This window comes from Paracoccus onchidii (genome assembly GCF_028294535.1).
Lineage (GTDB): Bacteria > Pseudomonadota > Alphaproteobacteria > Rhodobacterales > Rhodobacteraceae > Paracoccus > Paracoccus onchidii.
On the sequence record NZ_JAQBIE010000013.1, the window covers coordinates 99,884 to 113,044 of the forward strand.

The 13,161-nt window shown below is 59.1% G+C and carries 14 protein-coding genes and 1 pseudogene; 11 read left to right on the forward strand and 4 right to left on the reverse strand.

All coding sequences use genetic code 11. The annotated features are described in order from the left end of the window. Positions 1-156 precede the first annotated feature (156 nt). The 4 genes from PAF17_RS11785 (at position 157) to PAF17_RS11800 (ending at position 3,975) form a co-directional block, all read left to right on the forward strand. Entirely contained in the window at positions 157-1,977 is a 1,821-nt protein-coding gene (locus PAF17_RS11785; RefSeq protein ID WP_271889297.1) for a methanol/ethanol family PQQ-dependent dehydrogenase, read from the forward strand. A 114-nt stretch (positions 1,978-2,091) separates the two neighbouring features. Next, positions 2,092-2,628 carry a c-type cytochrome, methanol metabolism-related gene (locus PAF17_RS11790; RefSeq protein WP_271889298.1) on the forward strand — a complete coding sequence of 179 codons (537 nt, stop codon included), beginning with the start codon at positions 2,092-2,094 and terminating at the stop codon, positions 2,626-2,628. A gap of 1 nt (position 2,629) precedes the next feature. Next, a complete protein-coding gene (locus tag PAF17_RS11795) occupies positions 2,630-3,445 on the forward strand; it encodes a quinoprotein dehydrogenase-associated putative ABC transporter substrate-binding protein (RefSeq protein ID WP_271889299.1) in 816 nt (271 codons plus the stop codon). Further along, positions 3,442-3,975 (forward strand): rhodanese-like domain-containing protein, encoded by a 534-nt coding sequence (locus tag PAF17_RS11800; protein ID WP_334223667.1) that lies wholly within the window; start codon positions 3,442-3,444, stop codon positions 3,973-3,975. The genes PAF17_RS11795 and PAF17_RS11800 overlap by 4 nt, the downstream gene beginning before the upstream one ends. Here the strand turns inward: PAF17_RS11800 and PAF17_RS11805 are convergent. Together PAF17_RS11805 and PAF17_RS11810 are read right to left on the reverse strand one after the other, a co-directional pair. After that, on the reverse strand, positions 3,950-4,882 hold the full coding sequence (locus tag PAF17_RS11805) for a YncE family protein (protein ID WP_271889300.1): 933 nt from the start codon (positions 4,880-4,882) through the stop codon (positions 3,950-3,952). The two genes, PAF17_RS11800 and PAF17_RS11805, sit on opposite strands and share 26 nt — an antisense overlap. A 6-nt stretch (positions 4,883-4,888) precedes the next feature. Then, positions 4,889-5,446, reverse strand: a complete 558-nt coding sequence (locus tag PAF17_RS11810) for an SRPBCC family protein (RefSeq protein ID WP_271889301.1) — start codon at positions 5,444-5,446, stop codon at positions 4,889-4,891. A gap of 163 nt (positions 5,447-5,609) precedes the next feature. Between PAF17_RS11810 and PAF17_RS11815 the strand changes: the two genes are divergently transcribed. Genes PAF17_RS11815 through PAF17_RS11840 form a run of 6 tightly spaced genes read left to right on the forward strand, consistent with a single transcriptional unit; the run spans position 5,610 to position 10,474 of the window. Then, positions 5,610-6,809: an ABC transporter substrate-binding protein gene (locus PAF17_RS11815; RefSeq protein WP_408636415.1), complete on the forward strand. Its 1,200-nt coding sequence runs from the start codon at positions 5,610-5,612 to the stop codon at positions 6,807-6,809. Further along, positions 6,806-7,765, forward strand: coding sequence for a YVTN family beta-propeller repeat protein (locus tag PAF17_RS11820; RefSeq protein WP_271889302.1), 960 nt, complete (start codon positions 6,806-6,808; stop codon positions 7,763-7,765). Before PAF17_RS11815 ends, PAF17_RS11820 begins: the two co-directional genes overlap by 4 nt. A gap of 25 nt (positions 7,766-7,790) precedes the next feature. After that, positions 7,791-8,345 (forward strand): cupredoxin domain-containing protein, encoded by a 555-nt coding sequence (locus tag PAF17_RS11825; RefSeq protein WP_271889303.1) that lies wholly within the window; start codon positions 7,791-7,793, stop codon positions 8,343-8,345. Position 8,346: 1 nt separating this feature from the next. Then, complete coding sequence (locus tag PAF17_RS11830) at positions 8,347-9,072, forward strand: ABC transporter ATP-binding protein (RefSeq protein WP_271889314.1); 726 nt, start codon at positions 8,347-8,349, stop codon at positions 9,070-9,072. Continuing rightward, positions 9,069-9,884 carry an ABC transporter permease gene (locus PAF17_RS11835; RefSeq protein ID WP_271889304.1) on the forward strand — a complete coding sequence of 272 codons (816 nt, stop codon included), beginning with the start codon at positions 9,069-9,071 and terminating at the stop codon, positions 9,882-9,884. The genes PAF17_RS11830 and PAF17_RS11835 overlap by 4 nt, the downstream gene beginning before the upstream one ends. Beyond that, positions 9,881-10,474: a hypothetical protein gene (locus PAF17_RS11840; RefSeq protein ID WP_271889305.1), complete on the forward strand. Its 594-nt coding sequence runs from the start codon at positions 9,881-9,883 to the stop codon at positions 10,472-10,474. The genes PAF17_RS11835 and PAF17_RS11840 overlap by 4 nt, the downstream gene beginning before the upstream one ends. A 17-nt stretch (positions 10,475-10,491) precedes the next feature. Here the strand turns inward: PAF17_RS11840 and glf are convergent, their stop codons facing one another. Together glf and PAF17_RS11850 are read right to left on the reverse strand one after the other, a co-directional pair. Next, positions 10,492-11,634: a UDP-galactopyranose mutase gene (gene glf / locus PAF17_RS11845; RefSeq protein ID WP_271889306.1), complete on the reverse strand. Its 1,143-nt coding sequence runs from the start codon at positions 11,632-11,634 to the stop codon at positions 10,492-10,494. Between the two features lie 30 nt (positions 11,635-11,664). After that, the gene (locus tag PAF17_RS11850; RefSeq protein WP_271889307.1) at positions 11,665-12,669 is read right to left on the reverse strand and encodes a glycosyltransferase; all 1,005 of its coding nucleotides are present in this window, start codon (positions 12,667-12,669) and stop codon (positions 11,665-11,667) included. 274 nt (positions 12,670-12,943) lie between these two features. Between PAF17_RS11850 and PAF17_RS11855 the strand changes: the two are divergent. Continuing rightward, a pseudogene (locus tag PAF17_RS11855) lies at positions 12,944-13,161 on the forward strand (porin family protein); the annotation flags it as partial.

Below are 13,161 nucleotides of genomic sequence, written 5' to 3' on the forward strand. Positions count from 1 at the left end.
TCCCGTCCGCTCTGCCGAATTGCCCATCAGACTTTAGGGGTAAGTGGCAGGGCGGCGGATTGACGCAGGCAGATGTGCGGCCAACACTGATGAAATGGAGAGCCGTGGCCGGAGGAGAACCCGCGGCGTTCGATCCAAGAGCGGAGGAGCACATCGATGAAATACCTGCTGAACAGTGCCGCGGCGGCGCTGCTGCTGAGTAGTGCCACGGCCTATGCAAATGACAGCGTCATGGCCGAAATGGCCAAATCCGAACAATGGGCAATCCAGACCGGCGATTACGCCAATACGCGTTATTCCGAGCTGGACCAGATCAACAAGGACAACGTCAAGGACCTGCGCGTTGCCTGGACATTCTCGACCGGTGTGTTGCGCGGCCACGAGGGCAGCCCGCTGGTGATCGGCGACATGATGTATGTGCATACACCATTCCCGAACAAGGTATTTGCGCTGGATCTGGCCAATGACGGCAAGATCGTCTGGCGGTATGAACCACAGCAGGATCCCGAAGTCATTGCGGTGATGTGCTGTGATACCGTCAATCGCGGCGTGGCCTATGCCGATGGCATGATCCTGATGCATCAGGCCGATACGACGCTGGTTGCGCTGGATGCGATGACGGGCGAGGAAAAATGGAAGATCGTTACGGGCGATCCCGCCATCGGTGAAACCAACACTGCCACGGTTCTGCCGGTCAAGGACAAGGTGATCGTCGGCGTTTCGGGTGGTGAATACGGCGTGCGTGGGCGCGTCACGGCCTATAATCTGGCCGACGGCTCCGAGGCGTGGAAAGCGTATTCGACCGGCCCGGATGATGAAATGCTGGTTGACCCCGAAAACACCATGCATCTGGGCAAGCCCGTCGGCCCTGACAGCAGCCTGAACAGCTGGGAAGGCGATCAGTGGAAGATTGGCGGCGGCACGACCTGGGGCTGGTATTCCTATGATCCGGACCTGAACCTCGTCTATTACGGAACCGGCAACCCCTCGACCTGGAACCCGTCGCAGCGTCCCGGCGACAACAAATGGTCGATGACGATCATGGCCCGCGATGCCGATACCGGCATGGCCAAATGGTTCTATCAGATGACGCCCCATGACGAATGGGACTTCGACGGCGTCAATGAAATGATCCTGACCGATCAGGAAATCGATGGTGAATCGCGCAAGCTGCTGACCCATTTCGACCGCAACGGTCTGGGCTATACGCTTGATCGCGAGACCGGTGAATTGCTGGTGGCCGAGAAATTCGATCCGGCGGTGAACTGGACCACCGGCGTCGATATGGACCCGGAATCCGAAAACTATGGCCGTCCGGCCGTGGTCGAGGAATATTCCACCGCCCAAAATGGCGAAGACACCAACACAACCGGCATCTGCCCTGCGGCGCTGGGATCAAAGGACCAGCAACCGGCGGCGTTCTCGCCCAAGACAAACCTGTTCTACGTGCCGACGAACCATGTCTGCATGGATTACGAACCGTTCCGCGTGGCCTATACCGCAGGTCAGCCCTATGTCGGCGCCACCCTGTCGATGTTCCCCGCACCTGAAAGTCATGGTGGCATGGGGAATTTCATCGCATGGGATAATGTCGCGGGCGAGATCAAATGGTCGCTGCCCGAACAGTTCTCGGTCTGGTCCGGGGCGCTGGCAACCGCGGGCGACATTGTGTTCTATGGCACGCTGGAAGGCTATCTGAAGGCCGTGGATGCCGAAACGGGTGAGGAACTGTACAAGTTCAAGACCCCTTCGGGGATCATCGGCAATGTCATGACCTATGTGCAGGGCGGCAAGCAGTATATCGGCATCCTGTCTGGTGTCGGTGGCTGGGCCGGGATCGGTCTGGCGGCGGGCCTGACCAATCCCAATGACGGCCTGGGTGCGGTCGGCGGCTATGCCTCACTGAGCGATTACACCGAGCTTGGTGGTCAGCTGACCGTGTTCGAACTGCCCGGTGATGCACCCAGCGAAGGCTAATACTTTCGTTTCGCAAAGACAAAAGTGATCTGTGAAGGGACCGCCCCAGCGATAAACTGGGGCGGTTCTGCCTGAGGAGAGCAGACAGGTCCGAACCTAGGGAGGAAATCAATAATGAACGCCACCACCAGCCTTGCGGCGCTGGCATTTGCCGTGCTGCTGGCCGGACAGGCCGCCGCGCAGTCCGAGACCACGACCCTGCCAAATGGCATGGATATCACGCCCGATTATCAGGAATACGGCCGCTGGTATAATGCCGAGGGGATTCCGACCTACAAGTTCGATGATGAAGGTGCCATCGATTTTGCCACCTTCAACGGCTATCGGCGCTATTCTGCGGAATGCCATGTTTGCCACGGCCCCGATGGCGAGGGGTCGACCTATGCGCCGGCATTGAAGGAATCGGTTCTGCGCATGGATTACTATGATTTCCAGCAGGTTGTCGCATCGGGCAAGCAAGAGGTGAATACCGCGCAGAACCAGGTGATGCCGGCCTTTGGCACCAACAAGAATGTCTGGTGTTACATCGACGATATCTATGCTTACCTTCTGGCACGCGGCACTGATGACTTGCCGCGCGGGCGACCGGCCAAGAAAGGACCGAAATCGGATGAGTTCCGCGAGCAGGAAGATTCCTGCATGTCGATGTGACATGTTGCGATTGATCACCGGCGCGCTGATCGGCCTGTTTAGCGCGGGGCAGCCCGCCCTGGCGCAAGTGGCCGATCTGCGCTCGACCACCAGTTTCCGTGTTTGTGCCGATCCGGCCAATGCTCCGATGTCGATGCGTGACGGCAGCGGTTTCGAGAACCGCCTTGCCGATCAGTTCGGGGGGTGGCTGGACCTGCCCGTAACCTATAGCTGGTTCCCGTCGGGAATGGGGTTCATCACCAAGACCCTTCGTGCCGGAAGCTGTGATGTGGTGATGGGATATGCTCAGGGTGATGAGCTGGTGCAGAACACCAATCATTACTACACATCGGTATTCGGCATCATCACACGAAAGGACAGCCCGCTTGCCGAAATCGATCATCTGGACGATCCGGCGCTGGCTGGCCATCCGATCGGGGTCATTGCAGGCAGTCCACCGGCCACGATCATGGCGCGTGCCGGGCTGGCCAAGGATATGCGCGGCGGGGATCTGTTCGTGGACCGTCGGGTCAAGGATCCGGTCGGGCAGATGATCGCGGGGGTTCGCGATGGCGATCTGGATGCGGCGGTGTTGTGGGGACCATTGGCCGGTCCGCGGATCAAGGATGATCCACAGCTGCAATTCACCCCCTTGCTCAAGGAACAGGGCGGCCCGAAAATGTTCTATCGGATCACCATGGGGGTGCGGCCGGGCGAACAGGAATGGAAGCGTCAGCTGAACAGCCTGATCCGGCGCCATCAGGAAGACATCAATGCGCTGTTGCGCGATGCCGGTGTTCCCCTGGTCGATGATTACGGCAAGGAGATGTTGCCGTGATCCGGCTGGCAATTGCGCTATGTGTCGCAATTGTCAGCCCGGTCGCGGGGCAGGTGCCCGAACCTGATACATTCAGGGGCGAGCCTTATCTTGCCGCCGTTCCCGACAGCCTGAGCGGGGCGCAGGTGATCGGTGCCGAAGAGGCGCTTGTGCTATGGAATGACGGCGCGGGTTTCGTGGATGTCTATCCAAGAACGGTCAAGCCTGATGGTCTGCCCGAGGGCACGATCTGGAAAGAGCCGCGCCACGACACCATTCCCGGCGCCGTCTGGCTGTGGAACACCGGATATGAAAAACTGACCCCGGCCGAGGCGCAGCGGTTGGCAGATGGGCTTGCCGATCTGACGCGGGATGATCCCGACAGGGCATTGGTCATATTTTGCCGGGCCGATTGCTGGATGAGCTGGAATGCCGCCAAGCGTGCCGTTGAACTGGGATACCAACGGGTCAACTGGTTTCCGGGTGGAATCGATGATTGGCAGGCCAATTTGGGGCCGGATCTGGTCAGGGCAGAACCTGCCGTCCCGTGAACCGGCCAAATGCCCGCGGCCCGGCGGGAACCTCGATTTCGGCGGCAACAGCCAGATCATCACCGTCGATCACCATGACCGTATCGGAATCCCAATTGGCCAAGACAACGCCGCTTCCATCGGGCATTGGTGCGATGCCTTCGGGATAGTCGCCGACATCGATGCTGGCGACCGCTGTCAGGGTTTCGGGGTCGAACACCGTGACAGTGCCGGAATACTGATTGGTCACAAAGCCCAACCCGCTGGAAAATGCGATGCCATAGGGGCGCTTGCCGGTGTCTACATGCCCCAGCAAGGCACCGGATCCGGGGTCCATGACCGATACCGCGTCACCCAGAACATCCGCGCTGAACAGCTTGCCGTCGTGAAAGGTCACCGCGAACGGATGTTCGCCGAAGGTGGAAATCTTGCGAATGAACCTGCCTGTTTCGGCGGCGAACAGGCTGATCGCGTTGTCATCCCGGTCGGCCGTGGCGACAAGGGCGCCGTCTTCACTGATCGCAACGCCTGAAGGTATGCGTCCGGTTCGCGCGACCCAGATTTCGGCCAGATTCATGTCCAGGCGCATCACGCGGTCGCCATACCAATCGGTGACCAACAGGCCCGCATCGGGGATCGCCGCAATACCGAAGGCACCGGAACCAAGATCCCTGTGGTCAATCAGCGTGCCGGTTTCATCGATCACGGACAGCCGTCCGCTATCCGCTGCGATGACATAGGCCCGTGCGCTGGCAGGATCATAGGCAACCGGTGCGGGGGCATCGGCCAGTATCGTTTTGGCGATGATCGTCCGGGTTTGCAGATCGATGATCGAAACCTGATTGCCGTTCTGCGAGGTTATGAAGGCAAGATCCCCGGCCTGTGCCGGGGACGCGATCACCAGCCATGCCCATAACCAAAGCCGCATGGCAGCCTATTCGACCTTGCCGAACCGTTCTGCCAATGCATCGAAACCGGCCTGGTAGATGGCAGTTACAGCAGCGATTGCGGCTTCGTCATTCAGGTTTTCAGGGGGATCGTTATTGGGATAGCCGCGATAATAGCCGCCCTTCCACATGACCTCGGCCTTGCCGTCATTGTCGCTGACCTGAATGGTTGCCGAGTAATTGGTGACGGGCAGCACCTCGACGGCAACCTCGGTGATCATGTATTTATACATCATCTTGTCGGGGTCGATCTTCATCAATTGCTCGGTGATCGTCGGATCGCCGCTTTCGGATTTGAGATGCAGAATACGGGTCGATTCATCCGGAACATCGATCGGGGCGCCTTCGGGCGTGATTTCCGTCGAAGCCACGGCAGGGTGCCATCCCATATCGTCGAATTTTCCGATCGCGTCCCAAACCTCGGCGGGGCTGGCATCCAGTGTGATGGTCATCTGGGTTTTCTGGCGTGACGGTCCGTGGGCCGCCGCGCCCGTTGCCAAGGCCAGTCCGGCAGCAAGCGCCATGCTGAATATCGCTTTGAACATGTAAACCCTTTCTCCCCGCATTTTGCCTCTGACCATGATCGTCCGGGGCGAAATCGTCCATACGACCAAAGACTGAGGGAAAAATTCCCGGTGATGTCGGGAAGAAAAACCGTCTTGTTCCACGTGGCGACGCACCCCAACATGAAACAGGGAGTGAGGAAAAATGTTCAGGGGAATCATAGCTTTTCTGGCAGGTGCCGGGATGCTGGCGTTGCCGGCAATGGCACAGCAAGCCACGCCCGAGGTCATTCGCGCGGCGGTGCTGCGCGTTGACCGGCAGGAATTGCCGCCGACCTCGCGCCTGGAACTGGCGACCGAGGATCTGGGCTTTGCGGGTGCGCGTCTGGCGATCGAGGACAATGACACGACCGGGCGCTTCATGGGTCAGAAATTCACAGCTCAAGAGGTTGTCGCCACCCCCGATACGGCCGCAGACGAACTGGAACGTCTGATCGAGGACGATATCGGTTTTGTCGTCCTGTTGGCGGATGACGGCCTGACCTTGTCTTTGGCCGATCAGGCAGGCGATCGCGTGACTGTGTTGAATGCGGCGGCGCGGGGCGACAATCTTCGCGGTCGCGATTGCCGGTTCAACACCATTCACGTCGCGCCCAGTCATGCGATGCTGGCCGACGCGCTGGCGCAGTTCCTGATGTGGAAGAACTGGACACGCTGGTTCCTGATCGAGGGCAGCCACCAGAGCGACATCGATCTGGCGAATGCCTATCGCCGTTCAGCGGCCAAGTTCGGCGCCAGGATTGTCGAGGAACGGTTATACGAGGATACAGGCGGGGCCAGGCGCACGGATTCGGGGCATGTGCAGGTGCAAAAGCAAATGCCCGTCTTTACCCAGCGCGCGGCGGAACATGATGTTGTCGTGGCGGCAGATGACGCGGATGTTTTCGCGGCCTATCTGCCCTATCAGGTCTGGGATCCGCGGCCGATCACCGGCTCGGCGGGGTTGGTGCCGCGCAGCTGGCATCCTGCCATGGAAGCATGGGGCGCATCCCAGTTCCAGAACCGGTTCGAAGCGCTGGCCAACCGGCCGATGCGTGAACTTGACTATCAGACATGGCTGGCCCTGCGCATGCTGGGCGAGGCTGCGACCCGCAGCGGGTCCAGCGAGACAGGGGAATTGCGCGACTATCTGTTGTCGGAGCAATTCGAGGTGGCCGGGTTCAAGGGCCAAAAGCTGACCCTGCGTGATTGGGACCATCAGTTGCGTCAGCCGATCTTGCTGAGCACGGGCTTGCTGATGACTTCGGTCAGCCCGCAAGAGCAGTATCTTCACCAAACGAGCCGGCTGGATACATTGGGCATCGACCGGCCCGAAACCGAATGCAGCTTTGCGGAGGCGAAATGAAACCGTTGATCGTGATCGGGCTTTGTTTGTCAGTGACCCCGGCCTTTGCCAACCGGGTGTTTGTCAGCAATGAAAAAGGCAATGACGTCACGGTGCTGGACAGCGATACCCTGGAGGTGATCGGAACCTATCCGGTCGGAAACCGCCCGCGCGGGATCACGATCAGCCCCAATGGGTCCGAATTGTATGTCTGCGTGTCCGATGATGATATCGTGCGCGTGTTCGACCCGCAGACGATGGAAGAACTGCACACATTGCCTTCGGGGCCGGACCCCGAGCTGTTCGTGCTGCATCCATCCGGAAATCCGCTGTATGTGGCCAATGAAGACGACAACCTTGTGACCGTTGTCGATACCAGGACCCATCAGGTTCTGGCTGAAATACCGGTCGGTGTCGAACCCGAAGGGATGGGGGTCAGCCCCGATGGAAAGGTTGTCATCAATACGTCGGAAACGACCAATATGGCGCATTTCATTGATACGGATACGCTTGAGATCTTTGGGAATGTGCTTGTCGATTCCCGTCCGCGTTTCGCCGAATACAACCATGACGGCAGCAAGCTGTATGTCAGTTCTGAAATCGGCGGAACGATCAGTGTGATAGACCCGTCCACACAGCAGATTTCACACAAGATCGAATTCGAGATCCCCGGCGTGCTGCCCGAGGCGATCCAACCGGTCGGTGTCAGGGTCAGCAGCGATGGCGCCAGGGTTTTTGTTGCATTGGGTCCCGCGAACCGGGTGGCGGTGATCGATGGCGCAACCGACGAGGTGCAGGATTATCTGCTGGTGGGGCAACGTGTCTGGCAGATGGCCTTCACGCCGGATGAGAAATACCTGTTCACGACAAACGGAAATTCGAACGATGTTTCGGTGATCGATGTCGAGGCAGCAAAGGTCGTAAAATCGGTCGCCGTTGGCCAACAGCCCTGGGGGGTTGTTGTCGCGCCGGACTGAAGCCTTACCGAAGAGGAGGAATAAAGTGATCCGTTACATTATGCTGATGGCATTCATGGCTGGTGCCGCAACTGCCCAACAAGCCATTGCCGAGTCCACCGACGACGACATGGCCGCAACCGCAGTCGAAGCCTCGCAAGAGGATGACGACGATGATGACGACGACGAGGGCGGGGAGGATGCCGGGGTTCACGAGGCCGGAGCGAAATTCGACTACGGTTTTCCCGGTGTTCTGGCGCGTGACAACCGCACCCAATTGGCGCCCCTGACCCTTGCTGCCGGCCAGCCGGTTGCAACGGCGGAATACAGCCTGAAATCCGGTGGGTATTACCGGCTGGACATCAATGCCGATGGCAGCCAGGAACTTGCACTGTCGGGCGGGGATTTCTTTCGGGCAATCTGGGTGAATGAAATCGTCATTGAAGATATAGAGATCCGCCCGATGGGCGTGCACAGCCTTGAGTTCGACGATGCAGGCACCGCCACGATGAGCTTTGTGGCGGTCGTTCCGGGGCGGTATACCCTGTCGATCCCGGGATCATCGGGTGAAACCCAGCAAGCTGTCTTCAACATCCGCTGAAATGTCCGACAACGCGCTGGACATTGATCGGGTCAGCCATAGTTTTGGTCCGGTTCAGGCGCTGAAGGAGGTTTCCTTCACCATCCCCAAAAGCAGCTTTGCCGCGCTTTTGGGGGTGAATGGCGCCGGAAAGACCACGTTGTTTTCGCTGATTACCCGACTTTACGACAACAATTCGGGCAGGATCAGGGTCGCGGGTCATGACCTGCGCCGTCAGCCATCCCGGGCTTTGGCGCGGCTGGGCGTGGTGTTTCAAAGCCGGGCGCTGGATGCGGACCTGACCGTCATGCAAAACCTCGCCTATCATGCCAGCCTACATGGTATTGCGCGCTCCGACGCACGCTCGCGCATCGTCGAACTGGCAGGCCAGGTCGGGTTGGGCGAAAGACTGGGGCATCGTGTGTCGTCATTGTCGGGCGGTCAGCAGCGCCGCGCCGAAATTGCCCGCGCACTTATTCACCGTCCTGATGTGTTGTTGCTGGATGAGGCGACGGTCGGGCTGGACGTGAAGTCGCGCGCCGAGGTTCTTTCGCTGACGCGCCGTCTGGTTCGGCAGGGCCAGGTATCAGTTCTTTGGGCGACGCATATCCTGGATGAAATTCAACCGGATGACGGGCTGGTGATCCTGCATGAGGGGCAGGTTCTGCGGCAAGGTCCTGCGGCGGAGATCGCGGGCTCACGGGGTTTGACGCAGGCGTTTCTGGACCTGACCGGGATTGCGGCATGAACGGGTTTTCCGTGCGGGCCTGGCTGATTGCATTTTGCGGAATAACCCGCCGCGAGGCCCTGCGTTTCATTAATCAGCGCGGCCGTTTTCTTGCGGCGCTTGTGCGCCCGCTGGTGTGGCTGTTCATCTTCGCGGCCGGGTTTCGCGCGGTTCTGGGCCTGTCGATCACCGCGCCCTATGAAACCTATGTGCTATACGAGGTTTATGTGACGCCGGGCCTGTGCGCGATGATCCAGTTGTTCAACGGGATGCAGTCGTCGCTGTCGATGGTCTATGACCGCGAAACAGGGGCGATGCGAACCCTTTTGGTCAGCCCGTTTCCGCGTTGGTTCCTGTTGGGGTCAAAATTGGTGGCCGGTGTCGTTGTGTCGATCATCCAGGTCTATGCCTTTCTGGCGATCGCCTGGCTGTGGGATATACGCCCGCCGCTATTGGGATATGTGGCCGTTCTTCCCGCGTTGATGTTGGCGGGATTGATGCTGGGGGCGATGGGTTTGTTCCTGTCATCGGCGATCAGGCAGCTGGAGAATTTTGCCGGCGTGATGAACTTTGTGATCTTCCCGATGTTCTTCGCATCTTCGGCGCTCTATCCTCTGTGGCGCATGCGTGAAAGTTCGACCCTGCTTCATGATATTTGCGCGTTCAACCCGTTCACCCATGCCGTCGAGCTGATCCGTTTCGCATTGTATTGTCAGGTGAACTGGCTGTCTCTGGCGGTGGTTCTGGGGTGTCTGGTGCTGTTTTTTGGTCTGGCGATATTCATGTATGATCCCGGCAAGGGACGTTGGAGGAAACAAGGGGGAACGGCATGAGAACGGCACTGGTTATATGCGTGGCCCTGTTTGCAGGTCAGGCCATGGCGGCGGATGGGACGGATCCTGACTGGCCCTGCATTCAGCGCAAGCAGCCGCATCTTTCCCTGGGTCAGATGTGGAGCGGCCCGATACCCGATGATCGTATCAATCAACTGGCGCAGGATGATCTGATCGGCAATCTGGCCGACCGGCTGGAACAGCGCAGGATGCCCATCGAAACCGCAGAAAGCGAAATCGCCAGCTTTGCCGATACATCCGACAATGACGGGCTGACCGCCTTGATGGTTGCGGTTCTCGAACGGATCGAGCCGGACCGGACGGCCTTGATCCGCGGGATCGCACGATATGGCCGCAAGCAGGTGCAGCTTGCCCGCAAGATCGAAGAACGACGAGAGGCCATGGCCCGGCTCGAGGCGGCCGCATCACCTGATTTCGATGCGATCGACGCCGAAGAAGAGGCGCTGGACTGGGATCAGCGGGTCTTTGTCGAAAGGCAGAAATCGCTGACCTATGTTTGTGAAACACCGGTCATTCTGGAACAACGCGCCTTCGCGCTTGCGCGTGCGATTGCCAGCCATCTCGAATAAGGCACGCAGGGGCAGGGTCATGCGTCGGTCAGGAATGCGGGTATGGCCTTGCCATTTTTCAGGTGGGTCAGGAACATCTGCGCCGTATCCATCGACTCGCGGATGGTCACGTCCATATCCAGATAGCGATAGGTGCCAAGACGCCCGACGAATGTGACCCCACGCGTCTGGCGGGCTTTGGTCAGATATTCTTCCAGCAGGGCTTTTTCGCGCACCAGCCGGATCGGGTAATAGGGAATGTCGTCCGGGCCGGCAGCACGGCTGTATTCACGATAGCAGACGCTATGCCTGTGGTCTTCCCAGGGGCTGAAATGCTTGTGTTCGGTAATGCGGGTATAGGGCACGGCGCGGTCGCCATAGTTCATCACCGCACATCCCTGATAGTCGCCGTCATAGGTGAAACGCTCGAAATCGAGTGTCCGGTATCCCAGCCGCCCCAGGCGGTAATCGAAAAAGCCATCAAGAGGCCCGGACCAGAAGACATGGTCGGCCTGTCTGCTCATGTCCGGCGAAAAATCGGTGTTCAGTTCAACCGTGATCCCCGGATGATCCAGTATCGCCTGGATCATCTGCGTATAGCCCTGACGCGGCATACCTTGATACCGGTGGAAAAAGTAGTTGTCGTCATAGTTGAAGCGGACCGGCAGGCGTTTGAGGATCGAGGCAGGCAGATCCCTGGGCGAACAGCCCCATTGCTTTTCCGTATAGCCCTTGAAGAACGCCTCATAGAGATCCGCCCCTACAAATCGAAGCGCCTGTTCTTCGAAGCTGACGGGATCGGTGATGCTGTGGTCGGCCCGCGATGCGATAAAGTCGCGCGCTTCGTCCGGGCGCAGTGCCTTGCCAAAGAACTGGTTGATGGTCAGCAGGTTGATTGGCAGCGAAAAGACCTTGTTCCCGACCGTCGTCTTGACGCGGTTTCGATAGGGCAGGAATTCGGCGAAGCGATTGACGTAATCCCAGACCTGCCGGTCGTCGGTGTGAAAGATGTGCGGGCCATAGACATGCATCATCACGCCGGTTTCGTCGTCACGCCGGGTATGACAGTTTCCGCCGATATGGGGGCGCCGGTCTATGATGCGGCATTGATGCCCCGCCTCGGCCAGAAAGCGCCCGATTACCGCGCCCGACAGTCCTGCTCCGACAAGTAAAATCTGCATCCGCCCCGATCCACGGCCCAAGAATTTCGTTCAGCGATCCGCCGGGTCGCAAGGTTGCTGCGACAGGGCAAGAACCTCATCATGGCTGCGGTTTAACCGTCCGGCCAGACCGTCCCGGACAGCAACCGACAAAATCTTGCGAAATCTGGTTCCCTCGGCGCCATAATCGCGCGCCTTGCGCCGCCATTTGATCAAGAGCACCGGCACCAGCGGCCAGAACAAGGCCCCGGCCGCGACCCGATAGGCAATCAGTGCGTTGCGATACATGTAATACACCTTCCACAGCGGAGACAGGATCAGGCCGGACGATCCTTGCTTGGCCTCGGTGTCATGTTCGAATCTGATCCGGGGGGCAAAACCGATCTTCAGCCCCTTGCGCCGCATGTTCAGCGTATACAGCTGGTCATCGCCATAGATGAACAGCCGGGGATCCGGCACACCCGCAACATCAAGCGCGTGGCGTGACAGGAACAGGCCCACGAATGAGGACATGTCGACCTCGATCATGGGTGCATTCGCTGCATAGGCATCATCCTGCAGATGAAAACCCGCGCGGCCCTTGCCGCCAAGTGTGCGCAGAAATTCATGGCCACGCCAGAAGGGATTGCGATAGGGGCGGTTCATTTCGCAGACCGTGCCGTCGGGATGAAACACGGCGGCACCCAGTGCATCCCAACCGGCCAGATCCATTTTTCGAAATGCCGATATTGCGCCGGGCAAGGGCCGTCCGTCGTCATCCATGACAACCGTCCAGTCGGCATCGATCAGATCGCGGGCTTCCTGCATCGCGGCGGAAAAACCGCCCGCTCCGCCCAGGTTGCGATCGCTGCATCGGAAAATCAGCCGCGGATCATCCACCTGGGCCAGCCATTCCGCCGTTCCATCACCGGATGCGTTGTCAAAAACGATCAGGTGGTCGATCGGCTCGGACAACAGGCGTGTCACCGTGTCGCGCAGCTTGTCCAGCCGCCGATAAGTCACGACAATGGCCGCAATGCGCAGCGATGTGTCCGAAGGGGGGTTATGTCGTGCCAAATGTCATTGCCTTTGTTGGGGCGGGCCGATGTTCTTGCCCGATTGCCTGTCGATGGTCTTGGCAAAAGGCCGTTCACGATACAACCGCCATCACGCGAAGTCAGAAAGTTCGGCGATTCTGTGACACAAGAGTCGCGGCCCCGATATTTTTCGGCCCTGTCGGACCGTGAACAGGGGCGATTCATTGCTTCGCAAGCATTTCAATTCTAAGCTTTCGTGAGAGCTTGGTTCATCCGTGAGGCGCCGTCCTTACCGCCTATCGAGGATATTTGAGATGTTTAATAAGTTGTCGACCTCTGCGTTGGTGTCCTGCGTTTTGTTTGCCACGACCGGTGCCGCGGTTGCAGGCGGTTACTCTGCGCCGGTCGAGGTGGTTCCGGTGGTTGCGCCCGTCGCACAGCCTTCGTTTGACTGGGCCGGTGCCTATGGCGGCCTTTCGGTGGGCTATGCGTTCGGCGGCGATGATCGCGTTGGCATCCACAACCCTGATGG

Excerpts from the sequence above, each read along its gene's own strand:
- PAF17_RS11795 (WP_271889299.1), top strand. The coding sequence starts at position 2,630 with ATGTTGCGATTGATCACCGGCGCGCTGATCGGCCTGTTTAGCGCGGGG.
- PAF17_RS11840 (WP_271889305.1), top strand. The coding sequence starts at position 9,881 with ATGAGAACGGCACTGGTTATATGCGTGGCCCTGTTTGCAGGTCAGGCC.
- PAF17_RS11815 (WP_408636415.1), top strand. The coding sequence starts at position 5,610 with ATGTTCAGGGGAATCATAGCTTTTCTGGCAGGTGCCGGGATGCTGGCG.
- PAF17_RS11790 (WP_271889298.1), top strand. The coding sequence starts at position 2,092 with ATGAACGCCACCACCAGCCTTGCGGCGCTGGCATTTGCCGTGCTGCTG.
- PAF17_RS11785 (WP_271889297.1), top strand. The coding sequence starts at position 157 with ATGAAATACCTGCTGAACAGTGCCGCGGCGGCGCTGCTGCTGAGTAGT.
- PAF17_RS11820 (WP_271889302.1), top strand. The coding sequence starts at position 6,806 with ATGAAACCGTTGATCGTGATCGGGCTTTGTTTGTCAGTGACCCCGGCC.
- glf (WP_271889306.1), bottom strand. The coding sequence starts at position 11,634 with ATGCAGATTTTACTTGTCGGAGCAGGACTGTCGGGCGCGGTAATCGGG.
- PAF17_RS11805 (WP_271889300.1), bottom strand. The coding sequence starts at position 4,882 with ATGCGGCTTTGGTTATGGGCATGGCTGGTGATCGCGTCCCCGGCACAG.
- PAF17_RS11835 (WP_271889304.1), top strand. The coding sequence starts at position 9,069 with ATGAACGGGTTTTCCGTGCGGGCCTGGCTGATTGCATTTTGCGGAATA.
- PAF17_RS11810 (WP_271889301.1), bottom strand. The coding sequence starts at position 5,446 with ATGTTCAAAGCGATATTCAGCATGGCGCTTGCTGCCGGACTGGCCTTG.
- PAF17_RS11830 (WP_271889314.1), top strand. The coding sequence starts at position 8,347 with ATGTCCGACAACGCGCTGGACATTGATCGGGTCAGCCATAGTTTTGGT.